Annotated in this window: 24 protein-coding genes; 18 read left to right on the forward strand and 6 right to left on the reverse strand. The window is 71.1% G+C overall.

The window, feature by feature from the left end:
- Nucleotides 1–18 precede the first annotated feature (18 nt).
- From ACP4J3_RS34595 to ACP4J3_RS34605, 3 genes are read left to right on the forward strand one after another with little or no spacing between them, the layout of a single operon-like run.
- The gene (locus ACP4J3_RS34595; protein WP_426540252.1) at nucleotides 19–1179 is read left to right on the forward strand and encodes a Gfo/Idh/MocA family protein; all 1161 of its coding nucleotides are present in this window, start codon (nucleotides 19–21) and stop codon (nucleotides 1177–1179) included.
- Nucleotides 1176–2168, forward strand: a complete 993-nt coding sequence (locus ACP4J3_RS34600) for a Gfo/Idh/MocA family oxidoreductase (protein WP_426540253.1) — start codon at nucleotides 1176–1178, stop codon at nucleotides 2166–2168. Before ACP4J3_RS34595 ends, ACP4J3_RS34600 begins: the two co-directional genes overlap by 4 nt.
- A 17-nt stretch (nucleotides 2169–2185) precedes the next feature.
- A complete protein-coding gene (locus tag ACP4J3_RS34605) occupies nucleotides 2186–3211 on the forward strand; it encodes a Gfo/Idh/MocA family protein (RefSeq protein WP_426540254.1) in 1026 nt (341 codons plus the stop codon).
- Between the two features lie 89 nt (nucleotides 3212–3300).
- Here ACP4J3_RS34605 and ACP4J3_RS34610 read toward each other — a convergent pair whose 3' ends face one another.
- Nucleotides 3301–4320: a LacI family DNA-binding transcriptional regulator gene (locus tag ACP4J3_RS34610; protein WP_426540255.1), complete on the reverse strand. Its 1020-nt coding sequence runs from the start codon at nucleotides 4318–4320 to the stop codon at nucleotides 3301–3303.
- A 123-nt stretch (nucleotides 4321–4443) separates the two neighbouring features.
- Between ACP4J3_RS34610 and ACP4J3_RS34615 the strand changes: the two genes are divergently transcribed.
- The 4 genes from ACP4J3_RS34615 (at nucleotide 4444) to ACP4J3_RS34630 (ending at nucleotide 8492) form a co-directional block, all read left to right on the forward strand.
- A complete protein-coding gene (locus ACP4J3_RS34615; RefSeq protein WP_426540256.1) occupies nucleotides 4444–5610 on the forward strand; it encodes a phytanoyl-CoA dioxygenase family protein in 1167 nt (388 codons plus the stop codon).
- 15 nt (nucleotides 5611–5625) lie between these two features.
- Complete coding sequence (locus tag ACP4J3_RS34620; protein WP_426540257.1) at nucleotides 5626–6402, forward strand: SDR family oxidoreductase; 777 nt, start codon at nucleotides 5626–5628, stop codon at nucleotides 6400–6402.
- 66 nt (nucleotides 6403–6468) lie between these two features.
- A complete protein-coding gene (locus ACP4J3_RS34625; RefSeq protein WP_426540258.1) occupies nucleotides 6469–7473 on the forward strand; it encodes a Gfo/Idh/MocA family protein in 1005 nt (334 codons plus the stop codon).
- Nucleotides 7470–8492, forward strand: coding sequence for a Gfo/Idh/MocA family protein (locus ACP4J3_RS34630; RefSeq protein ID WP_426540259.1), 1023 nt, complete (start codon nucleotides 7470–7472; stop codon nucleotides 8490–8492). The genes ACP4J3_RS34625 and ACP4J3_RS34630 overlap by 4 nt, the downstream gene beginning before the upstream one ends.
- Nucleotides 8493–8598: 106 nt before the next feature.
- On the opposite strand, the gene ACP4J3_RS34635 is transcribed toward ACP4J3_RS34630, so the two are convergent.
- From ACP4J3_RS34635 to ACP4J3_RS34655, 5 genes are read right to left on the reverse strand one after another with little or no spacing between them, the layout of a single operon-like run.
- The gene (locus ACP4J3_RS34635) at nucleotides 8599–9624 is read right to left on the reverse strand and encodes a Gfo/Idh/MocA family protein (RefSeq protein WP_426540260.1); all 1026 of its coding nucleotides are present in this window, start codon (nucleotides 9622–9624) and stop codon (nucleotides 8599–8601) included.
- 25 nt (nucleotides 9625–9649) lie between these two features.
- A complete protein-coding gene (locus tag ACP4J3_RS34640; protein WP_426540261.1) occupies nucleotides 9650–10552 on the reverse strand; it encodes a sugar phosphate isomerase/epimerase family protein in 903 nt (300 codons plus the stop codon).
- Nucleotide 10553: 1 nt separating this feature from the next.
- Nucleotides 10554–11462: an ATP-binding cassette domain-containing protein gene (locus tag ACP4J3_RS34645; RefSeq protein WP_426540262.1), complete on the reverse strand. Its 909-nt coding sequence runs from the start codon at nucleotides 11460–11462 to the stop codon at nucleotides 10554–10556.
- Nucleotides 11463–11467: 5 nt separating this feature from the next.
- A complete protein-coding gene (locus ACP4J3_RS34650; protein ID WP_426540263.1) occupies nucleotides 11468–12541 on the reverse strand; it encodes an ABC transporter permease in 1074 nt (357 codons plus the stop codon).
- Nucleotides 12542–12546: 5 nt separating this feature from the next.
- On the reverse strand, nucleotides 12547–13563 hold the full coding sequence (locus ACP4J3_RS34655) for a sugar ABC transporter substrate-binding protein (protein ID WP_426540264.1): 1017 nt from the start codon (nucleotides 13561–13563) through the stop codon (nucleotides 12547–12549).
- 301 nt (nucleotides 13564–13864) lie between these two features.
- Between ACP4J3_RS34655 and iolC the strand changes: the two genes are divergently transcribed.
- The 11 genes from iolC (at nucleotide 13865) to ACP4J3_RS34710 (ending at nucleotide 26457) form a co-directional block, all read left to right on the forward strand.
- Complete coding sequence (gene iolC, locus ACP4J3_RS34660) at nucleotides 13865–14824, forward strand: 5-dehydro-2-deoxygluconokinase (protein ID WP_426540265.1); 960 nt, start codon at nucleotides 13865–13867, stop codon at nucleotides 14822–14824.
- 34 nt (nucleotides 14825–14858) lie between these two features.
- Nucleotides 14859–15737 (forward strand): Cgl0159 family (beta/alpha)8-fold protein, encoded by an 879-nt coding sequence (locus ACP4J3_RS34665; RefSeq protein WP_426540266.1) that lies wholly within the window; start codon nucleotides 14859–14861, stop codon nucleotides 15735–15737.
- Nucleotides 15738–15763: 26 nt separating this feature from the next.
- Nucleotides 15764–16651 carry a 5-deoxy-glucuronate isomerase gene (iolB, locus tag ACP4J3_RS34670; protein ID WP_426540267.1) on the forward strand — a complete coding sequence of 296 codons (888 nt, stop codon included), beginning with the start codon at nucleotides 15764–15766 and terminating at the stop codon, nucleotides 16649–16651.
- A gap of 8 nt (nucleotides 16652–16659) precedes the next feature.
- Nucleotides 16660–18537 carry a 3D-(3,5/4)-trihydroxycyclohexane-1,2-dione acylhydrolase (decyclizing) gene (gene iolD / locus ACP4J3_RS34675; RefSeq protein WP_426540268.1) on the forward strand — a complete coding sequence of 626 codons (1878 nt, stop codon included), beginning with the start codon at nucleotides 16660–16662 and terminating at the stop codon, nucleotides 18535–18537.
- Nucleotides 18538–18567: 30 nt separating this feature from the next.
- Entirely contained in the window at nucleotides 18568–20070 is a 1503-nt protein-coding gene (locus tag ACP4J3_RS34680; protein WP_426540269.1) for a CoA-acylating methylmalonate-semialdehyde dehydrogenase, read from the forward strand.
- A 23-nt stretch (nucleotides 20071–20093) separates the two neighbouring features.
- Nucleotides 20094–20879, forward strand: coding sequence for a GntR family transcriptional regulator (locus tag ACP4J3_RS34685; RefSeq protein ID WP_426540270.1), 786 nt, complete (start codon nucleotides 20094–20096; stop codon nucleotides 20877–20879).
- A 217-nt stretch (nucleotides 20880–21096) separates the two neighbouring features.
- Nucleotides 21097–21891: a glycosyltransferase family 2 protein gene (locus ACP4J3_RS34690; protein ID WP_426540271.1), complete on the forward strand. Its 795-nt coding sequence runs from the start codon at nucleotides 21097–21099 to the stop codon at nucleotides 21889–21891.
- Nucleotides 21888–23252, forward strand: coding sequence for a glycosyltransferase family 2 protein (locus tag ACP4J3_RS34695; RefSeq protein ID WP_426540272.1), 1365 nt, complete (start codon nucleotides 21888–21890; stop codon nucleotides 23250–23252). The genes ACP4J3_RS34690 and ACP4J3_RS34695 overlap by 4 nt, the downstream gene beginning before the upstream one ends.
- 93 nt (nucleotides 23253–23345) lie before the next feature.
- Nucleotides 23346–24626, forward strand: coding sequence for a lipopolysaccharide biosynthesis protein (locus ACP4J3_RS34700; RefSeq protein WP_426540273.1), 1281 nt, complete (start codon nucleotides 23346–23348; stop codon nucleotides 24624–24626).
- On the forward strand, nucleotides 24623–25627 hold the full coding sequence (locus tag ACP4J3_RS34705; protein ID WP_426540274.1) for a glycosyltransferase family 2 protein: 1005 nt from the start codon (nucleotides 24623–24625) through the stop codon (nucleotides 25625–25627). Before ACP4J3_RS34700 ends, ACP4J3_RS34705 begins: the two co-directional genes overlap by 4 nt.
- Entirely contained in the window at nucleotides 25624–26457 is an 834-nt protein-coding gene (locus tag ACP4J3_RS34710; RefSeq protein ID WP_426540275.1) for a polysaccharide deacetylase family protein, read from the forward strand. The genes ACP4J3_RS34705 and ACP4J3_RS34710 overlap by 4 nt, the downstream gene beginning before the upstream one ends.
- Nucleotides 26458–26466: the final 9 nt, after the last annotated feature.

Below are 26466 nucleotides of genomic sequence, written 5' to 3' on the forward strand. Positions count from 1 at the left end.
GTCCAAAGAGGGGCTGCAATGGTGGACACGCTCGGCGTCGCCGTCGTCGGATTCGGCTGGATGGGGCGGGTGCACACCCAGGCCTACGCCCGCATCCCGCACCATTACCCGCAACTGCCCCTGCGCCCGCGGCTCGTGACCGTCGCCGAGGAGGTGCCCGGCCGGGCCGAGGAGGCCGCCGCGCAGTTCGGGTTCGCCTCGACGACCCGCGACTGGCGCGAGGTGGCCGCCGACCCGCGGGTGCGGGCCGTCAGCATCACCGCGCCGAACTTCCTGCACCGCGAGATCGGTGTCGCGATGGCCGAGGCCGGCAAGCACATCTGGATCGAGAAGCCGGTGGGCCTGACGACCGAGGACGCCCGCGCGGTCGCGGACGCGGCGGCCAAGGCCGGCGTGCAGAGCGCGGTCGGCTTCAACTACCGCAACGCGCCCGCCGTGGAGACCGCCCGCGAGCTGATCGCGTCCGGCGAGATCGGCACCGTCACGCATGTCCGCGTCCGCCTTTTCAGCGATTACGCGGCCCACCCCCAGTCCGCGCTGACCTGGCGCTACGAGCGTGAGCGCGGCGGCAGCGGAGTGCTCGGCGACCTCGCCTCGCACGGCGCCGACCTGGCCCGCTTCCTGCTCGGCGACATCGCCTCGCTGACCGCCGACACCGCGGTCTTCGTCCCCGAGCGGGCCCGCCCGACCGGCGCCACCGCCGGGCACACCCTCGCCACCGGGGAGCTGGGCCCGGTGGAGAACGAGGACTACGTCAGCTGCCTGCTGCGCTTCGCCTCCGGCGCCCGCGGTGTGCTGGAGGCCTGCCGGGTCTCGGTCGGCGAGCAGAACAACTACGGATTCGAGGTGCACGGCACCAAGGGCGCGGTGTTCTGGGACTTCCGCCGCATGGGTGAGCTCGGCGTCAGCCGGGGCACCAGCTACCAGGACCAGCCGGTCAGCACGCTGTACGTCGGCCCGGGGCACGGCGAGTACGGCGCGTTCCAGCCGGGCGCGGCGACGAGCATGGGCTACGACGACCTGAAGGTGATCGAGGCACAGCGCTTCCTGCGCTCGGTCGCCGAGGGCACCGCGCACGGGGCCACGCTCGCGGACGCCGTGCACAGCGCCACCGTCCTGGACGCCATGTCCCGGTCCGCCGAGAGCGGTTCCTGGGTGGACGTGGAGGCGCCGGCATGACGGTCCGGGTGGGCGTGATCGGCGCGGGGGTGATGGGCGCCGACCATGTGCGGCTGCTGCACGGCGATGTCCCGGACGCCGAGGTCGTCGCGGTGGCGGACGTCGACGAGGCGCGGGCCCGGGCCCTCGCGGACACCGTGCCGGGCGCGCGCTCCGGCACCGACGCGCGGGCCCTGATCGCCGATCCCGGCGTGGACGCGGTGGTCATCGCCTCGCACGACTCCACCCATGCCGAGCTGAGCGTGGCCGCCGTGCGCGCCGGGAAGCCGGTGCTGTGCGAGAAGCCGCTTGCGCCGACCGTCGCGGAGTGCGCCGAGGTGGTGCGGGAGGACGACAAGGCGGGCGGCGGACTGGTCTCGGTCGGGTTCATGCGCCGGTTCGACCCGGCGTACGTCGCGCTGAAGGCCGCGCTCGGTGAGGGCGGCAGCGGCAGGCCCCGGGTGGTGCACTGCGTGAGCCGGGGTGTGACCTCGGCGCCGGGCGCGGTCAGCGAGTTCAGCGTCACCGGGTCGGCGATCCACGAGTTCGACACCGTGCCGTGGCTGCTGGACTCTCCGGTCACGGCGGTCTCCTGGCACGCCCCCGAGGGCGAGTCGGCCCCCGGCCTGCGCGACCCGCAGATCATGCTGCTGCACACGGCGGACGGCACGCTCACCACCGTCGAGACCTTCCTCAACGCGCGCTACGGCTACGACATCCGCTGCGAAGTCGTCTGCGAGCGCGGCGCGCTGCAACTGGCCGACCCCGCCCTGGTCGTGAGCCACCTGGACCGGGCCCGCTGCACCGGCTACCCGGCGGACTGGCGGCCCCGTTTCAGCGACGCCTACCGGCTGGAGCTGAAGGCGTGGATCGACGCCGTCGTCGCCGGGCGGCCCTCCCCGCTGGCCTCCGCCCGTGGGGGCCTGACCGCCTCCGCGGTCGCCGACGCGGTGATCGCCTCCATGCGGGACGGCGGCCGGACCGTGCCCGTCTCCGTCCCCGCCCTGTGACCCCCGGGAGCAACGCCGTGTCCGCACTCCCCGCCCCGCGCACCCCCGACCCGATGTCCGCCCCGGCCCTCAACTGGGGTGTGCTCGGCACCGGTTGGATCGCCGAGCGGTTCATCGGCTCGGGCCGGCGCCACACCCGTCAGCGCTTCACGGCCGTCGCCTCGCGCGACGCGGCCCGCGCCGAGGAGTTCGCCGTACGGCACGGCGTCACGCGCGCGTACGGCTCGTACGAGGAGCTGGTGGCCGACGACGAGGTCGACGTCGTGTACGTCGCCACCGAGCACACCGCCCATCTCGGCTGTGCGCGGCTGGCGTTGGAGGCCGGCAAGCACGTCCTGGTCGAGAAGCCGCTCGGGATCGACGCGGCGCAGGCCGCCGAGATCGCCCAACTCGCCGCCGAGCGCGGGCTGTTCTGCGCGGAGGCCCTGTGGACGTTCTTCCTGCCGCGCTTCGACGTCGTACGTCAGGTGCTCGACTCCGGGCTGCTCGGCGAGGTCCGCTCCGTGCTGGCGGACCTGGGTGAGTACTTCGACCCGGACGGCGGTCACCGCATCCTGCGCGCCGACCTCGCGGGCGGCCCGCTGCTCGACCTCGGCACGTATCCGGTGTCCCTGGCGACGTGGGTGCTGGGGGCGCCGGACAGCGTCCAGGCGTCCGGTGCGGCGCATCCGGCCGGGGTGAACGGGCAGGTCGGGGCGGTGCTGAGCACGGAGCGTGGCCAGGCGGTCGTCCACACCACGCTGTTCAGCGACACTCCGGCCACGGCCGTCATCGCGGGCAGCCGGGGCACCCTTCATCTGCCGGGCCCCTTCTCCCACCCGGGCGACGTCGTGTTCACCCCGGCGGGCGGCGGTACGCCATTGACGTACCCGGAACCGCGCATCGGCCACGACGGGCTGCACTTCGAGGCCGCCGAGGTGGCCCGGTGCATCAAGGACGGTCTCGTCGAAACACCGCTGCGTCCGCTCGCCGACTCTGTCACCACGTTGCGGATCATGGACGAGATCCGCCACCGGTGCGGAATCGTCTTCCCTGGCGAGTAGCGCCCCTTCAGGGGCGCGGGGCTGTGCTGACATGCGGCTCCGCCGCGTGGGCGCGACCAGCCACATCGAACCCGCGGCCGCCGGCTGACCTAACCGGGCATGTTGTACGGCGTGACCACCTGAATCGGCGACGGCACCGTCGGCCCGGCCGGCGGCAGCGCCCCATGCGCCCGCATCACGACGTGGCACGCCTCCCGCATGTCCTGCCGCAGGTCGTGATGGAGCACGGCGGACAGCCGGTGCTCGCGCAGCAGGCGGGTATTGTCGTGGTCGAGGTCGTGCGCGATGAGCACGGCACACGCGCGGCCCGCGTCCTCGAAGGCCCGCAGCGTGGCGATGTTGCCGCCGCCGATCGAGTAGACGGCGCGGATGTCGGGGTCGCGTTCCAGCGCGGCCCGGACGAGGTCGTACTGGGTGGCGTCCAGGCCCTGTCCCTCGGCGATCTCGACGAGGGTGCGGTCGGGGTGACGGGTCCGCATGACGCTGCGGAAGCCCATCTCGCGTTCCTCCTCGTTGCGGAAGAAGCCGCTGCTGAGGCTGGTCAGCACATGGGCGGGGCGGTCGCCGAGCCACTGGCCCATGAGGTAGGCCGCGGTAGCGCCCGCCGCCCGGTTGTCTATGCCGACGTAGGCGAGGCGCGCGGTGGAGGGCAGGTCCGTCACCAGGGTCACCACCGGGATGCCTGCCTCCGCGAGCCGGGCGACGGCGGCGGTGACCTCGGGGACGTCCGGTGCCTTGAGGATCACGCCCTGCGAACCGCGCCGGGCGATACGGTCCAGCGTCCCGGTCAGCTCCCGCACCGGCCCGGTCTCCCGGAAGTGGAAGCGTGAGCGCACGACCGCCGGGTGCAGGGACGGCAGCTCGGCCTCCAGGGCGGCGCGTACGGCGGTGGTGAACCGCTCGGGCGCCTGCACCACCATGTCGATCATGAAGGTACGGCCCTGCAGCCGGACCTGGGTGCGCTGCCGGTCCAGGTCCGCTATCGCCTGCCGGACCTCCCGCGCGGTGCTCTCGCGCACGCCTCCCCGGGCGTTCAGGACCCGGTCGACGGTGGCCTCGCTCAGGCCCGCCTGACGTGCGATCTCCCGGATCGGGAAGGGGTGGCCCATGCGTCGGCTCCTGAGGGGTTTTTGATGGGCGGCTGCTGGTTGTTCGACGGGATTGTCATGACAAGAATGGCACCGCTGAGTCGTCCCTGTCACCGAGTCGCCCCTGTCACCGAGAGGACGCCGATGTCCTTCACCTCCGTGCACCGCCGTGCCTGGCTGTCCGAGCGCGACTGCGACCTCGCGGAGTTCCGTGAGCTCCTGGAGCGGACGACCGGCCTCGCCGACTACCCGTACGCCTCCGCCGTGGAACAGGGCGTCCTGGTCTACGACAGCGACCGGCTCCGCAAGACCGAGGACCGCCGTGGAGTGCGGGCCGAACTGGTCCGCGCCCTCACCGACGGACCGGGCATCGTGGTCTTCCAGGGCGCCTTCCCGGACCTGGAGGTCGTCGACCGGCTCAGTGCCGTGTTCGACGCCCTGATCGCCGGGCAGCGCGCCTCGGGCGCCACCGCCGGGGACCACTTCGCCAGGCCGGGCGCCAACGACCGGGTCTGGAACGCGCTGGAGAAGGCGGCCCGCCACGACCCGGAGGCCTTCGCCGACTACTACGCCAACGACGTACTGGCCCTGGTCTCGACCGCCTGGCTCGGCCCCGGCTACCAGGTGACCTCACAGGTCAACGTGGTCAACCCGGGCGGCGCGGCGCAGTCCGCGCACCGCGACTACCACCTGGGCTTCCTCTCCAACGAGGTCGCGGCCGCCTACCCGGCCCATGTCCACGCCCTCTCCCCCGTGCTCACCCTCCAGGGCGCGGTCGCGCACTGCGACATGCCGGTGGAGTCCGGGCCCACGATGTACCTGCCGTACTCGCAGACCTACGAGCCCGGCTACCTCGCGTGGCGGCTGCCCGAGTTCCGGGAGTACTTCGAGGCGCACCACGTCCAGCTGTCGCTCGCCAAGGGTGACGCGGCCTTCTTCAACCCGGCGCTGTTCCACGCGGCCGGCACAAACCGGTCGGCGGACATCCGGCGCATGGCAAACCTGCTGCAGGTGTCCTCCGCGTTCGGGCGGGCGATGGAGACCGTGGACCGCGAGGCGGTGACGAACGCCGTCTTCCCCGTGCTGCTGCGGCGCCGGGCGCAGGGCGCGGACGAGGCGTGGCTGGAGCACGTGATCGCCGCGAGCGCCGAGGGCTACCCGTTCCCCACCAACCTCGACAGCGATCCGCCGGTGGACGGGATGGCCCCGCCCTCGCAGGCGGACGTCGTACGGCGGGCGCTGCGCGAGGCCTGGACGCCCGAGTCGCTGCGCGACGAGCTGCGGGCCGGCGCCGAGCGGCGCCAGAGCTGAAAGGACCCGGAAGACATGGGACTTCTCGACGACAAGGTCGTCCTCGTCAACGGCGGCAGCCAGGGCGTGGGGGCCGCCGTCGCGCGGGCCGCCGTCCGCGAGGGAGCGGTCGTGGCGGTCACCGGACGGCGCCCGGAACCCGGTGAGGCGCTGGTGGCCGAGCTGGCCGCCGACGGAGGCAAGGCCATGTTCGTGCAGGCCGACCTGGCGGACGCCGAGCGGGCGAAGGCCTCCGTCGCGGAGGTCGTGGACGCGTACGGGCGGATCGACTGCCTGGTCAACTCGGCGGGCCTGACGTCCCGGGGCACGCTGCTCGACACCACGCCCGAGCTGTTCGACCAGCACATCGCGATCAACCTCAAGGCGCCGTTCTTCGCGATGCAGGCCGCCGTCTCGGACATGGTCGCCCGCAAGGCGCCCGGCACGATCGTCAACATCATCACGTCCTCGGCGCACGGCGGGCAGCCCTTCCTCGCGCCGTACGTCGCCGCCAAGGCCGGCCTCGTCGGCCTGACCCGCAACGCCGCGCACGCCCACCGCTGGGACCGGGTCCGCGTCAACGGCCTGAACATCGGCTGGACGGCGACGGAGGGCGAGGACGCCACGCAGAAGGCCTTCCACGGGGCCGGCGACGACTGGCGTGCCGAGGCTGCCGCGAAGCTGCCGATGGGCAAACTGGGCCAGCCGGACGAGATCGCCGACTTCGTGGTGTTCCTGCTGTCCGAGCGGTCCGGGGTGGTCACGGGTTCCGTGATCGACTGGGACCAGAACGTGCTCGGAGGACTCGACTGAGATCCCGCAAGAAGACTGAGAACTCCCCGCAAGAAACCCGCACCCTTCCATAGGAGCACCATCCCCATGCGAATCGGCATCCTCGGCCTCGGCCGCATCGGCGCCTTCCACGCCGAGACCCTGTCCGCGCTCGACGCGGTCGACTCCCTCGTCGTCACCGACCCCTTCGCGGACGCCGCCAAGGCCGCCGCGGAGCGGTTCGGCGCCGAGGTCGTGGACTCGCCCGAGGCCCTGCTCGCGGCCGGCGTGGACGGCATCGTCGTCGCCGCCGCGACCGACGCCCACCCGGCGCTGATCCTGGCCGGTGTCGAGACCGGCATCCCCGTCTTCTGCGAGAAGCCCGTCGCCAGGACCATGAGCGAGGGCGTCGAGGTGCTGAAGGCCGTCCAGGGCAAGGGGGTGCCGATCCAGATCGGCTACAACCGCCGCTTCGACGCCGGTTTCGTCGCCGCCCGCGCCGCCGTGCAGGCGGGTGAGCTGGGCAAGCTGCACACCGTACGGTCGACCACCCTTGACCCGGCGCCGCCGCCCGCCGCGTACATCGCCGCCTCCGGTGGCATCTTCCGGGACTGCTCGGTGCACGACTTCGACATCATCCGCTGGGTGACCGGCCGTGAGGTGAGCGAGGTGTACGCCGTCGGCGGCAACAAGGGCGCCGACTACATCAAGGAGGCGGGCGACGCCGACACCACCGGGGCGATCCTCACCCTGGACGACGGCACGATCGCGGTGGTGTCCAACTCCCGTCACAACGCCCGGGGTTACGACGTCCGCATGGAGATCCACGGCTTCGAGGACTCCATCGCCGTCGGCCTGGAGGACAAGCTGCCGCTGCGCTCGGTCGAGCCCGGCGTGACCTTCCCGGCGGGCACCCCGCACGACTTCTTCATGGACCGCTTCACCGCGGCCTACCGCGCCGAACTCACCGCGTTCACCGAGGTCGTGGCCGGCTCCCGGCCCTCCCCGTGCACGATCGAGGACGCCCTGGAGGCGGGCTGGATCGCCGATGCGTGCACACTGTCGCTGAAGGAGCACCGCCCCGTGACGATCCAGGAGGTACGGCAGGCATGAACGACTCGGGCCCGCAGCCGCTGCGCATCGGAGTGCTGGGCGCGGCACGCATCACCGAGCTCTCCCTCGTCGGCCCGGCCCGCACGACCGGCCACCGCCTCGTCGCGGTGGCCGCGCGCGACCGGTCCCGCGCCGCGGCGTTCGCCGACGAGCACGACGTGGAGCGGGTGGTGGACTCCTACGCCGATCTGCTCGCCGACCCCGAGGTCGAGGTCGTCTACAACCCGCTCGCCAACGGTCTGCACGGGCCGTGGAACCTCGCCGCGCTCGCGTCCGGCAAGCACGTCCTGACGGAGAAGCCGTCGGCGAGCAACGCCGAGGAGGCGTCCGAGGTGCTGCAGGCGAGCGCGAAGGCCCAGGCAGTCTTCATGGAGGCGTTCCACTACCTCTTCCACCCGGTCACCCGGCGCCTGCACGAGCTCCTGGCGAGCGGTGAACTGGGCGAGCTGCAGCGGGTGGAGACGCTGGTCGCCATTCCGGCACCGGACGACTCCGACCCGCGCTGGTCGCTGCCGCTGGCGGGCGGGGCCGTGATGGACCTCGGCTGCTACAGCCTGCACGCGGTGCGGATGCTCGCGCCCTGGGCGGGCGGTGCGCCGCGGCTGGTCTCGGCACGCGGCGGGGAGCGGGCCGGGGCGCCCGGTGTCGACGAGTGGCTGGACGCCGAGCTGGCGTTCCCCGGCGGGGCGACCGCGTCCGCGCGCTGCCACATGGCGTACGGCGAGCTGGAGATGAGCTGCCGGATCGTCGGCACCCGGGGCGAGGCGTTCGCCCCGAACTTCGTGCTGCCGCACCGGGACGACCGGGTCGTGGTGCGCACGGCGGACGGTGAGCGGACCGAGCGGCTCGGCACGCGCTCGTCGTACACCTACCAGTTGGAGGCGCTCGCCGCGCACATACGCCGGGACGCGCCGCTGCCGCTGGACGCGGAGGACGCGCTGGCGACGATGACGCTGATCGACGAGTCCTACCGCGCGGCGGGCTTCGAGCCGCGGCCGCGTACGACGCTCGCGGGCTGAGGGACCGTACGACGGACACGGCTGAGGGCCGGGGATGCTTCCCCGGCCCTCAGCCGTCCCGCCCCGCCGGCCCTCGGTCAGGGCGGGCCCACGGGCCGGCGGGCCGTCAAGCCGCGTACAGCGCCGGCCGGTCGACCAGGTCCACCGGGACCCGGCCGCCCTCCTGAAGCGCCCGTACGCCCGCCTCGCACACCGCGGCCACGGCGTAGCCGTCCCAGGCGCTCGGGCCGGTGACCTCGCGGCGCCGGGTGGCGTCCACCCAGGCCTGGACCTCACGGTCGTAGGCGTCGGCGAACCGCTCGATGTAGTCCTGGGCGATGGTGCCGCCCCAGCGGCCGGCGGCGTGCGTGACCATGGCGTGGCCGTCGCCGACGCGGGCGGTGCCGCGCTCGCAGACGACCTCGGCCTGGACCTGGTAGCCGAAGCCGCAGTTGACGTAGATCTCGACGTCGACGACGGCGCCGCCGTCGGTCTCGAACACGACGAACTGCGGGTCGCTGATGCCGTCCGGCGCGTTCCCCGAGGGCGTCGGGGCGAGCACGGTGACGGCCGTGATCTCCTGGCCGAGCAGCCAGCGCGTCACGTCCATCTCGTGCGTCACCGAGTCGTTGATGAGCATCTCGGACGTCCAGCCGGGCGGGCTGGCGACATTGCGGTGCCGGTTGTGCACCATCAGGGGACGGCCCAACTGACCCGTCCCCAGCAGGGACTTGAGCTTCATGAACTCGGCGTCGTAGCGCCGCATGAAGCCCACCTGGACCCGGCGGTGCCCGAGCCCCTGCTCGGCCTCCATCACGCGCAGCGCGGCGGCCGCGTCCGGGGTGAGCGGCTTCTCGCACAGCACCGGCAGGTCGTGCTCGAAGGCCGCGAGGAGCGCCGCCTCGTGGGCAGTGCCCGGCGAGGCGACGATCACCGCGTCGACGTCGGCCGCCGCCATCGCGGCGGCCGGGTCGGTGTGGACCGCGCAGCCGTCGACGCGGGCCGCGACGGCTTTCGCACGGTCCGCGTCGACGTCCACCACAGCGGTCACCCGAGCCCCGCTGATGACTTCCTCGATGCGGCGGACGTGGTCCGCGCCCATCTTTCCGGTACCGATGACTGCGACTCCGAGCGGGTACGGACGCTGGGTCATGGTGATCGGCCGTCCTTTCGGGTCGTCAGGCGCCGCAGGACCTCAGGAACTTGCGGGTACGGACCGCGATGGGCATGGGCTTGTCCGGCTCGCAGGGGTACATGTCCTGCTCGACGATGGCGAACAGGTCCACATTCAGCTTCTGCGCCGCCTGCAGGACCGGCCCCAGCTCCGGTACGCCGGCCGGGGGTTCGCACATCACGCCGCGCTGGACCGCGGGCCCGAACGGGATCTCGTCGCGCACCACGTCGGCGAGGATCTCGGGGTCCACCTGCTTGAGGTGCAGATAGCCGATGCGCTCGCCGTAGGTCTCGATCAGCTTGACGCTGTCGCCGCCGCAGTAGGCGTAGTGACCGGTGTCCAGGCAGAGGTTGACCAGGTCGGAGTCGGTCGAGTCGAGGAAGCGCTCGACGTGCGCCTCGGTGTCGATGTGGGTGTCGGCGTGCGGGTGCACCACGATGTCGAGGCCGAACCGCTCGCGCACCTCGTGCCCGAGCCGCTCCATGCCCTTGGTCAGGTGCGCCCACTGCTCACCGGTGAGCTCCGGCGGCTCCAGGATCTCGGCGGTCTTGTCGTCCCGCCAGAAGGACGGGATGACGACGAGGTGCTTGGCGCCCATGGCCTGGGTGAGCGCGGCGACCTCGCTGACGTGCTGCCAGGTGGACTCCCAGACGGCGGGGCCGCGGTGCAGGCCGGTGAAGATCGTGCCCGCCGACACCTTGAGGTCGCGCTTGTCGATCTCTTCGGTCAGCCGCGCCGGGTCGGTGGGCAGATAGCCGTACGGTCCCAGCTCGATCCAGTCGTAACCGGCCTCGGCGACCTCGTCGAGGAAGCGTTCCCAGGGCACCTGTACGGGGTCGTCGGGGAACCAGACGCCCCAGGAGTCGGGGGCCGAGCCCACGCGGATGCGGTCCAGCACAGGGGTCATGTCAGGACTTCCCTTCCGCGCTCGCCACGGGTGCGGTGAGGTCGGCCTCTTCGGGCAGTTCCTCGACGTCGACACCGCGGACAGCGCTCAGCTCGTGCTTGAGTGCGGCGAGTTCGGCGCCGCCGGCCATGTGGTTGGTCAGCTCTTCCAGGCTCACCTCGTCGCGGGAGGCGTTCAGCTCCATGGTGCCCAGCCGCAGGACGCTGAAGTGGTCGCCGACCATGTAGGCGTGGTGCGGGTTGTGGGTGATGAAGATGACGCCGAGGCCGCGGTCACGGGCGGCGGCGATGTACTTCAGCACCACACCGGACTGCTTGACGCCGAGGGCGGCGGTGGGCTCGTCCAGGATCAGCACCCGGGCGCCGAAGTAGACGGCGCGGGCGATGGCGACACACTGGCGCTGGCCGCCGGACAGGGTGCCGATGGGCTGCTCCAGGTCATCGAGGATGATGCCCATCTCGCGCAGCTCGTGGTCGGCGGTCTTCTTCATCTGCTCGATGTCGAGGCGGCGCAGGGGCCAGGGGCCCTTGGTCATCTCGGAGCCGAGGAAGAAGTTGCGCCAGACCGGCATCAGCGGGACCACGGCGAGGTCCTGGTAGACGGTGGCGATGCCCTTGTCGAGGGCCTCGCGCGGGGTGGAGAAGCGCACCGGTCGGCCGTCGACGAGGAACTCGCCCTCGGTGTGCTGGTGCAGGCCGGAGATGATCTTGATGAGGGTGGACTTGCCGGCGCCGTTGTCGCCGAGGACGCAGGTGACCTCGTTGGGGAAGACCTTCAGGTCGACGCCGTGCAGGGCACGGATGTTGCCGTAGGACTTGCCCGCGGCCTTCAACTCGACGACCGGGGCGTCCTTCTCGGGGGCCTTGTCCGCGAGGACGGCGCCGTGGGTGCCGGTTTCTTTGCTCGTCATTCGGGTCACCTCCGGGTCGCCGTGCGCTGGACCCACAGATTGATGATGACGGCGCCGAGGAGCATGACGCCGAGGAAGGCCTTGAACCAGTCGGGGTTCCAGCCGGCGTAGACGATGCCCTGCTGGACCATGCCGAACATGAAGGCACCGAAGACCGGGCCGATCGCCGAGCCGGAGCCGCCGGTCAGCAGGCATCCGCCGATCACTGCCGCGGCGATGTAGATCAGCTCCTGGCCCACGCCCTCACCGGACTGGACGGTGTTGAAGGAGAACAGGTTGTGCATACCGACGAACCAGGCACCGAACCCGACCAGCATGAACAGCGAGATCTTGGTGAACGTCACCGGGACACCGACCGCGCGGGCGCTGGCCTTGTTGCCGCCGACCGCGAAGATCCAGTTGCCGTACTTGGTGCGCAGCAGCACCCAGGTGGCAAGGGCGGCGAAGACCAGCCACCACACGACCGTGATCTTGACGTTGACGCCGCCGATCTCGAACGAGGAGGCGAAGATCGCCTTGGCCTGGTCGAAGCCGTCCATGTCGCTGATGTTGTCGGTGGCGACGTTGCCGGTGACCAGCTTGGTCACCGCGAGGTTCACGCCCTGCAGGATCAGGAACGTGCCGAGGGTGACCAGGAAGCTCGGCAGCCCGGTCTTCACCAGCAGCCAGCCGTTGAACATGCCGATCGCGAGCGACACGATCAGCGCCGCGATCACACCGACCCAGACGTTCATCGTGAGCTGGTAGCTCAGCATGCTCGCGGTCAGGGCCGAGGTGATCACCGCGACACCGGCCGACAGGTCGAACTCGCCGCCGATCATCAGCAGCGCGACCGGGAGGGCCATGATCCCGATGGTCGACGACTGGTAGAGGATGTTGGCCATCGAGCTGCCGTCGCGCACGGGTGGTGCCGTGATGAGGAAGAAGATCAGCACCGCGACGGCGCCGAGGAAGACTCCCACCTCAGGACGGGCGAGCAGACGCAGCGCCAGTGGCCGCTGCTGCGTTCGCCCGTCGGTTTCCTTGCTGGGGCCGGGGGCCGGCGGTGTGGTCACCGCCGGCTCAGCCTGTTGGGTCATGTTCGTCACCGAGTGCCCTTCGCGGCGAACTTGTCGATCGTCTCGACATTCGTCTTGTCGACGAAGGCAGGTCCGGTCAGCACCGGTGCCTCGCCGCCGCCCATGTAGTTGCCGTTGTTCTTGTAAAGCCACAGGGAGTCGATCGCCAGGTAGCCCTGGAGGTAGGGCTGCTGGTCGACGGCGAACTCGATGTCGCCCTTGGCGATAGCTCCGGTCAGCTCCTTGTTCAGGTCGAAAGTCGCGACCTTCGCCTTGCTGCCCGTCTCGTCCACCGACTGCGTGGCCGTCATGGCGAACGGGGCGCCGAGGGTGACGACGTAGTCGATGTCGCTGTCCTGCTTGAGCTTGGCGGTGATCGTGGACTTCACGGACGGCATGTCCGTCCCGTTGACGTTCAGGTTCTCGAGGGAGCCCTCGAACGTCTTCTTCACTCCGTCACAGCGCTGGGTGAGACCGATGTTGCCCTGCTCCTGGACGACACAGACGGCCTTCTTGGCGCCGGCCTCGTTCAGCCGCTTGCCGAGCGCCTCGCCGGCCACCGACTCGTCCTGGCCGAAGAACTCCATCAGGCCGAGCTTCTGCCATTCGCTGACGCCGGAGTTGAGGCCGACGACAGGGATGTTCGCCGCCTTCGCCTTGCTGATGACGTCCTTGAGGGCGTCGGGCTTGGCGAGGGTGATGGCGATGCCGTCGACCTTCTTGTCGATCGCGGTCTGCACCAGGGTGGCCTGGTTGCCCGCGTTCGGGTCGGCGGAGTAGTCCAGCTTGATGTTGTCCTTTGCGGCGGCCGCTTCGGCGCCCTTGCGGACGATGTCCCAGAAGGTGTCACCGGGCGCCTGGTGCGTCACCAGGGCGACCGTCATCCGGGGGGTGTTTGCCTTGCCCGCGGAGGCGCCCTCCGCGCTCTCCTCGGCCTCCTTGCCGCCGGAGCTGCTGGAGCAGCCGGCGAGGATCAGCGTGGCAGCGGCGGCCACGGCGACCACGGAGGCCATGCGGCGGGAGCGGGGGTAATAGCGGTCCATCTTTCCAGCACCTCACTGTGCGACGGGGTGTGCGACGGGGGAAAGGGCGTGATCACTGGGATCAGTGGCCCGGACCAGTGGAAGATGTCCGGGTCGTGTGCCGTGGAACACGGCGGTTGCGCTGGGACGGGATCCAATCGCTGGATGCGCCCGCTGTCAATACTTTGTTAAGACATCATTTCACACTCAGGTCCGAATGTAAGTACAAAGTATTGACAGCATCGGCCTCCACGTCCTACACCTGGGAGGCGGCAGGCTCCTCGGGAGCCGCACCCCCTGTCCAGCTCTAGGAGCGTCGCGCATGGCCGAGTCAGCCGAGTCCTTCGACTTGATCACGATGGGAAGAATAGGAGTCGACCTCTACCCCTTGCAGTCCGGCCTCCCTCTGACGCAGGTGGAGACGTTCGGCAAATTCCTCGGAGGCTCCGCCGCGAACGTCGCGGTCGCCGCCGCCCGGCTCGGCCGCACCACCGCCGTGATCACGCGAACCGGCGACGACCCCTTCGGCGCCTACCTGCACGAGGCCCTCAAGGGCTTCGGCGTCGACGACCGCTGGGTGACGCCCGTCGCCGCGTATCCGACACCGGTGACGTTCTGCGAGATCTTCCCGCCGGACGACTTCCCGCTGTACTTCTACCGGCAGCCTAAGGCCCCTGACCTGGAGATTCACTCCGACGAGCTGGACTACTGGGCGGTCCGCGCGGCCCGTGTCTTCTGGATCACCGGCACCGGCCTGAGCGAGGAGCCCAGCCGCTCCGCCACGCTCGCCGCCCTCAAGGCGCGCGACAAGGCGGGCACCACGGTCTTCGACCTCGACTGGCGCCCCATGTTCTGGCGGGACCCCGAGGAGGCCCGCCCGTACTACGCCGAGGCCCTGCGGCACGCGACGGTCGCCGTCGGCAACCTCGACGAGTGCGAGGTCGCCACCGGGGTCCGTGAGCCGCGCGCCTGCGCCGAGGCGCTGCTGGCGGCCGGCGTGGAGCTGGCCGTCGTCAAGCAGGGCCCCAAGGGCGTCCTGGCGGTACACCGCGACGGCACCGAGGCCGAGGTGGCGCCGGTGCCGGTCGAGGTCGCCAACGGACTCGGCGCGGGCGACGCCTTCGGCGGCTCGCTGGTCCACGGGCTGCTGTCCGGCTGGGAGCTGGAGAAGGTCATGCGGTACGCCAACGCCGCCGGCGCGCTCGTCGCCTCCCGTCTCGCCTGCTCCTCCGCGATGCCCACCGAGTCCGAGGTCGAGAACCTCCTCGCACAGGCGTCGTGACGGCCTGCCGAGCCATCCCCGAACGGAGCTTTCCTTGAGCATCACCATCCCCGACCTCACCGCGGTCAGAGCCCGGCACCCCGAGGCGATCGCGGAGGCCGCCGCCCGCAGGGTGCGCCGCCCGCTGATCGGCGACAGCGGCCGCCTGATGATCGTGGCCGCCGACCACCCCGCCCGCGGCGCCCTCGGCGTCGGCGACCGGCGGCTGGCGATGGCCAACAGGGCCGATCTGCTGGAACGACTCTGCATAGCGCTGTCCCGGCCCGGCGTCGACGGAGTGCTGGCCACCGCCGACATCCTGGAGGACCTGCTGCTGCTCGGCGTTCTCGACGACAAGGTTGTCATGGGCTCCATGAACCGCGGGGGCCTGGCGGGCGCGTCCTTCGAGATGGACGACCGCTTCACCGGCCATCGCGCCGAGGACATGGCCCGCCTGCGCTTCGACGCGGGCAAGCTGCTGGTCCGCATCGACTACGACGACCCCGGCTCGCTGACCACCCTGGAGTCCACGGCCCGCGCCATCGACGCCATGGCGGCGCTGCGGCTCCCGCTGTTCGTCGAGCCGTTCATCTCCCGGCGGATCGACGGCAAGGTGCGCAACGACCTGTCCGCCGAGGCCGTCACCAAGTCGATCGCCATCGCGTCGGGCCTCGGCGGCACCTCGGCCTACACCTGGCTGAAACTGCCCGTCACCGACGACCCCGACGACATGGCCGAGGTCCTTGAGACGTCCACGCTCCCCGTCGTTCTGCTGGGCGGCGAGGTCGGGGACGACCAGGAGGGGGCGTACGAGCGCTGGCGCAAGGCGCTCAGGCTGCCCACGGTCCAGGGGATGGTCGTCGGCCGCTCACTGCTCTACCCGGCCGAGGGCAGTGTGGAGACGGCGGTGGACACGGCCGTCGGCCTGTTGTGACACGGATTGTGAGGCGGAGGAACACGATGACGTATCACCTTCCCGCGGGAAAGGCGCTCGGCGGCGAGTACGTCGTGGACGTCACGCCCGAGAAGGCGGGCTGGGGCTACTCCAGCCTGAAGGTCCTGGAGCTGCCGCCCGGCGGCTCGCACACCTTCGAGACCGGCGACAGCGAGTGGATCGTGCTGTCGCTGAACGGCGGCTGCACTCTCGAGGCGACGGACGATTTCGGCCATGACACCTTCCGGATCACCGGCCGGGACAGCGTGTTCAGCGGCGTCAGCGACTTCGCCTATGTGCCGCGCGACGCCCGTGCGACCGTCTCGTCCGCCGCGGGCGGACGGTTCGCGCTGACCGGCGCGCGCTGCGCGCGGCGCCTGCCGGCCCGCTACGGCCCCGCGTCGTCGGTGCCGGTGGAGCTGCGCGGCACCGGCAACAGCAGCCGCCAGGTGAACAACTTCGGCGCGGCCGGGGTCTTCGAGTGCGACAAGCTCATCGCGGTCGAGGTCATCACGCCGGGCGGCAACTGGTCGTCCTTCCCGCCGCACAAGCACGACGAGCACCGCCCCGGCGAGGAGTCGGTGCTGGAGGAGATCTACTACTTCGAGTTCGCCGACCACGAGGGCACCCCCGGCCTCGGCTACCAGCGTGTCTCCCCGTCCGGACACGGCAGGAACACCGACGTCCTGGCCGAGGTGCGCGGCGGCGACGTCGTGCTGATCCCCGACGGCTGGCACGGCCCCTCGATGGCGGTGCCCGGCCACCACATGTACTACCTCAACGTCATGGCCGGTCCCGAGGCCGAGCGCGCCTGGCTGATCTGCGACCACCCCGACCACGCCTGGGTCCGCGGCACCTGGCCGGACCAGCCCGTCGACCCCCGTCTGCCCCTCTACACCGCTCCGTCCCAGTGAGGTCCCCGATGAGCCAATCCACCGTCCGCCTGACCGTCGCCCAGGCGCTGGTGCGGTTCCTGTCCGCCCAGTACACCGAGCGCGACGGCGTACGGCACCGGCTGATCGCCGGCACCTGGGGCATCTTCGGCCACGGCAATGTCGCCGGCCTCGGGCAGGCCCTGCTCCAGGCGGGCGAGGAGGTCATGCCCTACCACCAGGGCCGCAACGAGCAGTCGATGGTGCACGCGGCCGTCGGCTACGCCCGGCAGCTGGGCCGCCTGTCCGCGCAGGCCGTGACGACGTCGATCGGCCCGGGCGCGACGAACCTCGTCACCGGCGCGGCCCTGGCCACCATCAACCGCCTCCCGGTCCTGCTGCTCCCCGGCGACTACTTCGCCTCGCACGCCCCCGACCCGCTGCTCCAGCAGCTCGAGCACCCGACCGAGGCGGACGTGTCGGTCAACGACACCCTGCGCCCGGTGTCGAAGTACTTCGACCGGATCACCCGCCCCGAGGCCCTGATCCCGTCCGCGCTGAACGCCATGCGGGTGCTCGCCGACCCGGCCGAGACCGGCGCGGTGACGCTGGCCCTCCCCCAGGACGTGCAGGCGGAGGCGTACGACTGGCCCGAGGAGTTCTTCGCCGAGCGCGTCTGGTACGTACGACGCCCCGCGCCGGACCCGGTCGAGCTGGCGGCGGCCGTCGAGGCGATCCGGGCCGCCGAGCGCCCGCTGATCGTCGCGGGCGGCGGCGTCCACCACAGCGAGGCCGAGGCCGCGCTCAAGGCGTTCGTGGAGGCCACCGGCATCCCGGTCTCCTCCACCCAGGCGGGCAAGGGCTCGCTGCGCTACGACCACCCGGCCGACCTCGGCGGCATCGGCCACACCGGCACCTCGGTCAGCGACGACATCGCGCGCGCCGCGGACCTGGTGATCGGCGTCGGCACCCGGTACACGGACTTCACCACCGCCTCCGGCACCCTCTTCCAGAACCCGGACGTGCGCTTCGTCAACCTCAACATCACCGGGTTCGACGCGCACAAGCTCGCCGCGCGGACGCTGGTCTGCGACGCGCGGACCGGGCTCGAGAAGCTGCTGGAGGACCTGGCCGGGCACCGCGTGAGCGAGGCGTACGAGGCCGAGTACCGCGTCGGCAAGGAGCGCTGGGACGCGGTCGTCGAGGCCGCCTACCGCGCCGACGACGAGACGGCCGTGCCGACGCAGACGCAGGTGCTGGGCGCGCTGGACGCGGTCGTCGGCGACGACGACGTGGTGATCAACGCGGCCGGTTCGCTCCCCGGCGACCTGCACAAGCTGTGGCGGGCCCGCTCGCCGCGCCAGTACCACCTGGAGTACGGCTACTCCTGCATGGGCTACGAGATCCCGGCCGGGATCGGCATCCAGCAGGCCGCCCCGGACACAGCCGTGTGGTCGCTGGTCGGCGACGGCACCTATCTGATGATGCCGACGGAGATCGTGACCGCGGTCCAGGAGGGGCTGCCGGTCAACATCGTGCTGATCCAGAACCACGGCTACGCCTCGATCGGCGGGCTGTCGGCGGAGACCGGCGCCGAGCGCTTCGGCACCGACTACCGCTACCGGGCCGCCGACGGCACCTTCAGCGGCGCCCCGCTTCCCGTCGACCTCGCCGCCAACGCGGCCAGCCTCGGCATGGACGTGCTGCGCGTCAAGACGGTGGGCGAGCTGCGCGAGGCGCTGGCCGCGGCCCGCGCCTCCGCCCGGCCCACCTGTGTGTATGTCGAGACGGACATCATGAACCCGACCTCGCCGGGCCCCGAGGCCTGGTGGGACGTGCCCGTGGCAGAGGTCGCCTCCCGCGAGCCCGCCGTCGAAGCCCGCGAACGGTACGACCAGCACGCCGCCGGACGCCGTCGTCACCTCTGAACCCACCCTCGAGAAAGGCCCTTTCGCACCATGAAGACCATCACCCACTGGATCGACGGCAAGCCGGTGGAGGGCACCTCCGGCCGCTTCAGCCCCGTCTACAACCCGGCCACCGGCGCCCAGGAGAAGCAGGTCGCCTTCGCGACCGTGGACGAGGTGGACGCCGCCGTCGCCTCCGCCAGGACGGCGTTCGAGAGCTGGGGCCAGTCCTCCCTGGCCAAGCGCACGGCGATCCTGTTCAAGTACCGCGAGCTGCTGGACGCACACCGCGACGAGATCGCCGAGCTGATCACCGCCGAGCACGGCAAGGTGCACTCCGACGCCCTCGGCGAGGTCGCGCGCGGCATGGAGATCGTGGAGCTGGCCTGCGGGATCACCGTGCAGCTCAAGGGCGAGCTGTCGACGCAGGTGTCGACCCGGGTGGACGTGGCCTCGATCCGGCAGCCGCTGGGCGTGGTCGCCGGCATCACGCCGTTCAACTTCCCGGCCATGGTGCCGATGTGGATGTTCCCGCTGGCCATCGCGTGCGGCAACACCTTCGTGCTCAAGCCGAGCGAGAAGGACCCGTCGGCGTCCTTCCGGCTGGCCGAACTGGCCTCCCAGGCCGGGCTGCCGGACGGTGTGCTGAACGTCGTGCAGGGCGACAAGGTCGCCGTGGACCGGCTCCTGGAGCACCCGGACATCGAGGCGGTGTCCTTCGTCGGCTCCACCCCGATCGCGAAGTACATCCAGCTCAAGGCGGTCGAGCACGGCAAGCGCGTGCAGGCGCTGGGCGGCGCCAAGAACCACATGCTGGTCCTGCCGGACGCCGACCTGGACTTCGCCGCCGACCAGGCGATCAACGCCGCGTACGGCTCGGCGGGCGAGCGCTGCATGGCCGTGTCGGTCGTGGTCGCGGTCGGCGACACGGGCGACGAGCTGGTCGGCAAGATCGCCGAGCGCGCGAAGAACCTGAAGATCGGCCCCGGCAACGACCCGGCCTCCGAGATGGGCCCGCTGATCACGCGCGAGCACCGCGACAAGGTCGCCTCGTACGTGGCGAGCGCGGCCGAGCAGGGCGCCGAGGTCGTCGTGGACGGCACGGGCTACTCGGTGGAGGGCCACCCCGAGTGCGCAGAGGGCTTCTTCCTCGGTGTCTCGCTCCTCGACCGGGTGCCGCTGACGGCGGACGCGTACCGGGACGAGATCTTCGGCCCGGTGCTGGCGGTGGTGCGTGCGCAGACGTACGAGGAGGCCATCAAGCTCATCAACGACTCCCGTTGGGGCAACGGCACCGCGATCTTCACCCGGGACGGCGGCGCCGCCCGCCGTTTCCAGTTGGAGGTGAAGGCGGGCATGGTCGGTGTGAACGTGCCGATCCCGGTGCCGGTCGGCTACCACTCCTTCGGTGGCTGGAAGGACTCGCTCTTCGGCGATCTGCACATCTACGGCAACGACGGCATCGCCTTCTACACGCAGGGGAAGGTGATCACCACCCGCTGGCCGGACCCGTCCGACGGCGGCATCAACCTCGGATTCCCCAGCAACTCCTGACACCCGGACAGGGAGGTCGTCCCATGGCGAAGACCCGCGGCTCCGCACGTGCCGGCTCCGCCTCCGCGCTGGACTCGCTGGACTTCGCCCTGGACCGGGGCAGTCCCGTGCCGCTGTACTACCAGCTCGCCCAGCAGCTGGAGTCGGCGATCGAGCACGGTGCCCTCGCCCCGGGCAACCTCCTGGGCAACGAGGTCGACCTGTCGGTGCGGCTGGGCCTGTCCCGGCCCACCGTCCGGCAGGCGATCCAGTCGCTCGTCGACAAGGGCCTGCTGGTGCGGCGGCGCGGGGTGGGCACCCAGGTGGTGCACAGCCAGGTCAAGCGCGGGCTGGAGCTCAGCAGCCTCTACGACGACCTGGAGGCGGCCGGGCAGGGCCCGACCACCGAGGTCGTCCGCAACGAGCGGGTCCCGGCGGCCGCCGACATCGCCGCCGCGCTCGGCATCGCGGAGGGCGCGGAGGTCACGCTCCTCGAGCGGCTGCGCTGCACGCACGGCCAGCCGGTGGCCATCCTCTGCAACTACCTGCCGGCGAGCCTGCTCGACCTCGACACCGGCAAGCTGGAGGCGACGGGCCTGTACCGGATGATGCGCGCGGTCGGCATCACCCTGCACAGCGCCCGCCAGACCATAGGCGCCCGCTGCGCCACCGCCGAGGAGGCCGGGCGGCTGGACGAGCGGGAGGGCTCCGCGCTGCTGACGATGCAGCGCACGGCGTACGACGACACGGGCCGGCCGGTCGAGTACGGGACGCACATCTACCGCGCGTCCCGGTACGCGTTCGACTTCCAGCTCCTGGTCAGGCCCTAGGCGACCAGGCCCACGGCCGACTACCGCACCAAGGCCCCCGGCATCGCTCACACCACGCGATGTGACCGGGGGCCTCGCCATGAGCGCCGGTATACCACCGCACCACACCTTGACCACTTGCCCGAAATGGGCAAAATAGGCATGTATACAGCGTAAATATACGGCGTCGCCCGCACGACCGGCGTCCACCGCATCGCTCTCCGAAGAGACCGGCACCATGAACTCCTCGCGGCTCAACCAACACACCACACCCCTCCGGCGGCCCGATACCCATCCCCTGCGCAGGGCGGACGACCATCCGCGACCTCCAGCGACCGTCACCCTCGTTGTGCCGGCCCTCAATGAGGCGCGCAACATCCCATGGGTCTTCGCACAGATTCCGGACTGCGTCGACGAAGTGATCTTGGTCGACGGCGCCTCCGTCGACGCCACCGTGCACATGGCCAGGGAGTGTCTGCCCGGTGTCCGCAGCGTCCCGCAGAGCGGCCCGGGCAAAGGCAACGCACTGCGCACCGGCTTCCGCTCCGCGACCGGCGACTACATCGTCATGATGGATGCGGACGGCAGCATGTCCCCCACGGAGATCCCGCACTTCCTGCACTTCTTGGATCACGGCTACGACTTCGTGAAGGGGTCGCGGTTCATCGCCGGCGGCGGCTCACTGGACATCACATGGTTCAGGCAACTGGGCAACCACGTGCTGCTGACCGCCGTGAACCACCTGTACCACGCGTCGCTGACCGATCTGTGCTATGGGTTCTGCGCCTTCCGCCGCAGCTTCCTGGACGATCTCGACCTGCACTCCTCCGGTTTCGAGATCGAGACCGAGATGATCGCGCACGCTCTGTGCTCCGGTCTGCGCATCGCCGAGGTCCCGAGCCTCGAACTGCCTCGCCGCAGCGGACGCTCCAACCTGCACGCCATCTCCGACGGTCGGCGGGTGCTGCGCACCCTGCTCTCCGAGCGGCCCAGGGCATGGTCGGCCGCACGGTGCGAGCGGAGCCCGGCATGAATTCTGTCCACCGGCAAGTGAACGGCACCACCCGTCGCCCGACGTCGAGCACGACATCCTCCGGCCCATACACCCCGGTCGACGTCGTCGACATGGATCTGGTGCGGCCGTACGAGTTCCGCCCGCCGGGTGGTCAGGGCCTGGCCCATCCGCAACCACCGGTCCTGGCCCTCGTACGACTTCGAGGCCACCCGCTCGGCCTGGTCATGGCATCCGGCGACCAGGCCCCGAGCGGCGGTCCCGCCGAACTGTGGCTGGCCCTGGCCGAAACGGCCGACCGCCGATTCGGCTTCCCACAGCTCCGGCGTCAGCCGCCCGACGCGACCGGCCGCCCGGCACCGGTGCACGAGGCGCGCGGCAACCGGCCGCAGAGCTCCGTAGCGGGCCTCCGGTCGTGCGCGTCGGCTCCCCCCGCCAGCGTGATCGTCGCCACGCACAACAGGCCGGAACTGCTTCGGCAGTGCCTCGACACCCTGCTGCGCACGGAGTACCCGTGGTTCGAGGTGATCGTCGTGGACAACGCGCCCGCCGATGACGCCACCGCGCGCCTGGTCCTGAGCAAGTATCGGCACCGGCTCCGCTACCTCAGGGAGCCGAGGGCCGGTCTGGCCCGCGCGCACAACCGTGGCCTCGCCGCCGCCCGGGGCCACATCGCCGCGTTCACCGACGACGACACCCTGGTCGATCCGCGATGGCTGCCGGCCCTCGCCGAGGGCTTCACCCGGGCCCCCGGCATCACGTGCGTCACCGGCCTCATCGTCCCCGCCGAACTGCGGACCGCAGCGCAGGACACCCTGGAACGGCACGGCCGGTTCGCCAAGGGCTACGAATACCGCACCTGGTCGCTGAGGCACCCGCCGGACGACCCGCTCTTCCCCTTCACCGCCGGCCGCTTCGGTTCCGGCACCAACATGGCCTTCCGGGTGGAGGCGCTGCGCACACAGGGCGGATTCGATCCGGCGACGGGCGTAGGCACCCCCGCCCACGGCGGAGACGACCTGCTCGCCTTCTTCCGGGTGCTGGCAGCGGGTCACACTCTGGCCTACCAGCCGGACGCGATCGTATGGCACCGCCATCGCAGCGCACGCGAGGCTTTGGACCAGCAGGCGTTCGGCTACGGCGCCGGGCTCGGCGCCTATCTCACCGCCGCCGTGGTCCATGAACCCCGCATGCTCCCGGCCCTGCTCCGTGCCTTGCCCGGAGGCGTCCGGTACGGCTTGTCCAGGGCTCACGACCAGGTGTCGGCGGACAGCGCGTGGTCCCGGCGACTGGCCCTGCTGGAGCTGCGCGGGCTGCTGTACGGGCCGTTCGGCTATCTGCGCAGCCGCCGACTGAACGGTGGCGGCAGCCGCCCGGGCTGAGGAGGGACCGTGTACGCGTCACGGGACCTCAGGGATTCCGGACGAGCCCGTACAGCGGGCGGATCACGCCCCTGCGCCAGGGCACGACCGCTGGTGACCTCGGTACGGACCGGCATCGCACGCGTTCTGCCCAGCGAGCCGCTCGTACGCAACGGCCACCTGCTCGCGATCAGTTCTCTGATCAACGCGGGGGTCGGCGCCGTCTTCTGGCTGTTCGCCACCCATTGGTACGACGACGCGGACGTGGGGCTGAGCTACTCGGCTCTCTCCGCCTCCCTGCTGCTGGCCAACATCGGCCAGCTCAACCTCAACGACTTCCTGATCCGCTTCCTGCCGTGCTCCGGACGGCACACCCGCAAACTCCTACTCGCCTGCTACGCCGTGAGCGCCACGTGGAGCGCTCTCGTCGCCGTCGCGTTCCTCCTCGCCGTCCCCGTGCTCGCGCCCGGCCTGGGGTTCCTGCGCACCCCCGCGCTCGGTACCTGCTTCATCGCGGCGACCGCGGCGTACACCGTCTTCGTCCTGCAGGACGGTGCCCTGACGGCACTGCGCCGTCCCGGCTGGGTGGTCGCGGAGAACATGGTCTTCGCCTCCGCCAAGATCCTGCTCCTGGCCGGCGGAGCCGCCCTCGCCGTGCGGTCCGGAATTCTGCTGTCCTGGGCCGGGGCACTGTTCATCTCTCTGCTCGTGGCCAACTACTTGCTGCTGCGACGGGCAGTGCCGCGTCATGAGCGGGAGAATCCCGACACGATGCGCCCCCCGCGCCTGCTGAGCTACGCGGCGGCCGACTACGCCGGCTCCCTGTTCCGAATGGCCGCCTACACCCTCGTGCCCCTGCTTGTGCTGAACACCCTGGGAGCGGATCAGAGTGCGTACTTCTCGCTCGCCTGGATCATCGGCTACGTGCTGTTCCTGGTGGTGCGCAACATGGGCAGCTCCCTGGTCGTCGAGGTGGTGCGCCGCCCCGAACGGCTCGTCGAGCAGGGACTGCGGGTGCTGCGCCACACCGGGATTCTGCTGACAGCCGGCGTTCTGGTGATCGTGGCAGGAGCCCCCTGGATACTCGCCCTCTTCGGACCCGGCTACGCGGAGCACGGCACCACCCTCCTGCGCCTGCTGGCCCTCGCCGCGCTTCCCAACCTGGTCTTCAGCGTGGCCGTGGACGTGCTGCGGGCCCGCAGGCGAATGCGTGCGGTGGTCGGGTTGCAGGTCGCCCTGTGCGTCCTGGTGCTGGGGCTGGCCGGGCTGCTGCTGCCCGTACTCGGAGTGACGGGGGCGGGTGTCGCCTGGCTCATGGCGGAGTGCCTCATCGCGGCTCCCCTGTTGATCGGACGGTCTCATTGGCTCGCTTCCACCCAAGGGAGCACCCCATGAACAGTGCACCGAGCCTGTCGGTCGTGGTCTGCGCGTACACATGCGACCGCTGGGACGATCTGAGGGCCGCTCTCGCCTCGGTACAGTCCCAGCATCGTCCGCCGGACGACATCGTGCTGGTCGTCGACCACTGCGCGGACCTCCACCGACTGGCCCGCGACCGGCTGCCCGGGGTCCGCGTGATCCCCAACCGGTACCGGCGAGGTCTGTCCGGCGCCCGTAACACGGGAGTGGCGGCGGCCGTGGGGGACGTCGTGGCCTTTCTCGACGACGACGCGGTCGCCCATGCGTCGTGGACCGACCGACTGTTGACCCGGTACACCGACCCGCGGGTGGCGGGTGTCGGAGGGCTGGTCATTCCCTGGTGGCAGTCCGGCCGACCGGACTGGTTCCCGCCCGAGTTCGACTGGGTGGTCGGCTGTTCTTACCGCGGACTGCCCGAAGAGCCCGCGCCGGTACGCAACTTCATCGGCGCCAACATGTCCTTCCGCAGGTCCGAGCTCGTCGCGGCCGGAGGTTTCCGCACTGATCTGGGGCGCGTGGGCACCCGGCCGCTGGGCTGCGAGGAGACGGAGCTGTGCCTGCGGATCAAGTCCCGACACCCTCGCGCCGTGCTGCTCTACGACCCGTCGGCTGCGGTCCGGCATCGAGTACCGGCGGCTCGGGCCAGTTGGTCGTACTTCCGATCGCGGTGCTACGCCGAAGGGCTCTCCAAGGCTCTGGTCGCCCGGCACAGCGACGGCACCGCCGCCCTGTCCAGCGAGCGCACCTACCTCCGGTCGACCGTCCCCCGCGCCATGCTGCGTGCCCTGCGACCGGGGAGGTCGGCGCCGGTGCGCACCGTGGCGGCCCTGTCCCTGGGTGTCGGCGCCACCGTCGCGGGCTACGCAGTGGGCTCCGCACGCGCACTGCGCTCCGTGACGCCCCCGGCTGCACCGGCAGTCCTCGGCGCGGCCGGTGCCGCGCCGGTACGGGAGTCGACAAGGGGTGCGCTGTCATGACCTACCCGCCCGTCCCCGTCTTTCTGTACCACTCGGTGTCCATGGACGCACCCTCATGGATCGCGCCGTTCACCGTGAGCCCCCAGGCCTTCGTCGAGCAGCTCGACCTCCTCGCGGACAGTGGGCTGGTGATCATTCCCTTGCGACGTCTGGTCGCGGCACTGCGGGGCGGTCCGGCCCTGCCGCCCCGGTCAGCCGTGCTGACCTTCGACGACGGTTTCGCGGACTTCCACTCCACGGTGGCTCCGCTGCTCGCCGCGCGAGGGCTGCCTGCGACGCTGTACGTCACCACGGATGCCCTCGGTGGACGCCGGGCACCGTCGGACGGCTCCGGGCCGTTCCCGCCCGCCGTCATGCTGACGTGGCCTCAGGTCCTGGAGCTGGAGACGGCCGGCATCGAGATCGGCGGCCACACCCGGACGCATCCACAGCTGGACGCCCTGCCACGGCGCCTCGCTCGCGAGGAGATCGCGGGCTGCAAGGAGCGGCTCCAGGAGGCGCTCGGGCACCCCGCCGAGTCCTTCTCGTATCCGCACGGGTATTCCAGCCGCTCGGTGCGCCGCCTGGTCCTCGACTCGGGCTGGACCTCGGCCACCGCCGTACGCCACGGATTCAGCTCCTGCGCGGACGAGCCACTGCGGATCGCGCGGCTGATGGTGCGGGCCGACACCGACCGCGAGGAGTTCCAGTCCTGGGCGCGGGGTGTGGGAGCCCCTGTCGCGCCGTTCCCGGAGAAGACGCGGACGAAAGCCTGGCGCACCTACAGGCGCCTGCGGGCGGACATCGGCCATCCCTACACCGCGTTGCCCCGCTCCCTGGCAGCACAGTGACGTAAGCCC

It is taken from the genome of Streptomyces sp. UG1 (assembly GCF_049974585.1).
Taxonomy (GTDB): Bacteria; Actinomycetota; Actinomycetes; order Streptomycetales; family Streptomycetaceae; genus Streptomyces.

Coding starts and splice junctions, on each gene's coding strand:
- ACP4J3_RS34645 (WP_426540262.1), bottom strand. CDS start 11,462: ATGACGAGCAAAGAAACCGGCACCCACGGCGCCGTCCTCGCGGACAAG.
- ACP4J3_RS34680 (WP_426540269.1), top strand. CDS start 18,568: ATGAAGACCATCACCCACTGGATCGACGGCAAGCCGGTGGAGGGCACC.
- ACP4J3_RS34615 (WP_426540256.1), top strand. CDS start 4,444: ATGTCCTTCACCTCCGTGCACCGCCGTGCCTGGCTGTCCGAGCGCGAC.
- ACP4J3_RS34610 (WP_426540255.1), bottom strand. CDS start 4,320: ATGGGCCACCCCTTCCCGATCCGGGAGATCGCACGTCAGGCGGGCCTG.
- ACP4J3_RS34595 (WP_426540252.1), top strand. CDS start 19: ATGGTGGACACGCTCGGCGTCGCCGTCGTCGGATTCGGCTGGATGGGG.
- ACP4J3_RS34600 (WP_426540253.1), top strand. CDS start 1,176: ATGACGGTCCGGGTGGGCGTGATCGGCGCGGGGGTGATGGGCGCCGAC.
- ACP4J3_RS34690 (WP_426540271.1), top strand. CDS start 21,097: ATGAACTCCTCGCGGCTCAACCAACACACCACACCCCTCCGGCGGCCC.
- iolB (WP_426540267.1), top strand. CDS start 15,764: ATGACGTATCACCTTCCCGCGGGAAAGGCGCTCGGCGGCGAGTACGTC.
- ACP4J3_RS34655 (WP_426540264.1), bottom strand. CDS start 13,563: ATGGACCGCTATTACCCCCGCTCCCGCCGCATGGCCTCCGTGGTCGCC.
- ACP4J3_RS34635 (WP_426540260.1), bottom strand. CDS start 9,624: ATGACCCAGCGTCCGTACCCGCTCGGAGTCGCAGTCATCGGTACCGGA.
- ACP4J3_RS34705 (WP_426540274.1), top strand. CDS start 24,623: ATGAACAGTGCACCGAGCCTGTCGGTCGTGGTCTGCGCGTACACATGC.
- iolD (WP_426540268.1), top strand. CDS start 16,660: ATGAGCCAATCCACCGTCCGCCTGACCGTCGCCCAGGCGCTGGTGCGG.
- ACP4J3_RS34620 (WP_426540257.1), top strand. CDS start 5,626: ATGGGACTTCTCGACGACAAGGTCGTCCTCGTCAACGGCGGCAGCCAG.
- ACP4J3_RS34710 (WP_426540275.1), top strand. CDS start 25,624: ATGACCTACCCGCCCGTCCCCGTCTTTCTGTACCACTCGGTGTCCATG.
- ACP4J3_RS34630 (WP_426540259.1), top strand. CDS start 7,470: ATGAACGACTCGGGCCCGCAGCCGCTGCGCATCGGAGTGCTGGGCGCG.
- ACP4J3_RS34685 (WP_426540270.1), top strand. CDS start 20,094: ATGGCGAAGACCCGCGGCTCCGCACGTGCCGGCTCCGCCTCCGCGCTG.
- iolC (WP_426540265.1), top strand. CDS start 13,865: ATGGCCGAGTCAGCCGAGTCCTTCGACTTGATCACGATGGGAAGAATA.
- ACP4J3_RS34640 (WP_426540261.1), bottom strand. CDS start 10,552: ATGACCCCTGTGCTGGACCGCATCCGCGTGGGCTCGGCCCCCGACTCC.
- ACP4J3_RS34625 (WP_426540258.1), top strand. CDS start 6,469: ATGCGAATCGGCATCCTCGGCCTCGGCCGCATCGGCGCCTTCCACGCC.
- ACP4J3_RS34650 (WP_426540263.1), bottom strand. CDS start 12,541: ATGACCCAACAGGCTGAGCCGGCGGTGACCACACCGCCGGCCCCCGGC.
- ACP4J3_RS34695 (WP_426540272.1), top strand. CDS start 21,888: ATGAATTCTGTCCACCGGCAAGTGAACGGCACCACCCGTCGCCCGACG.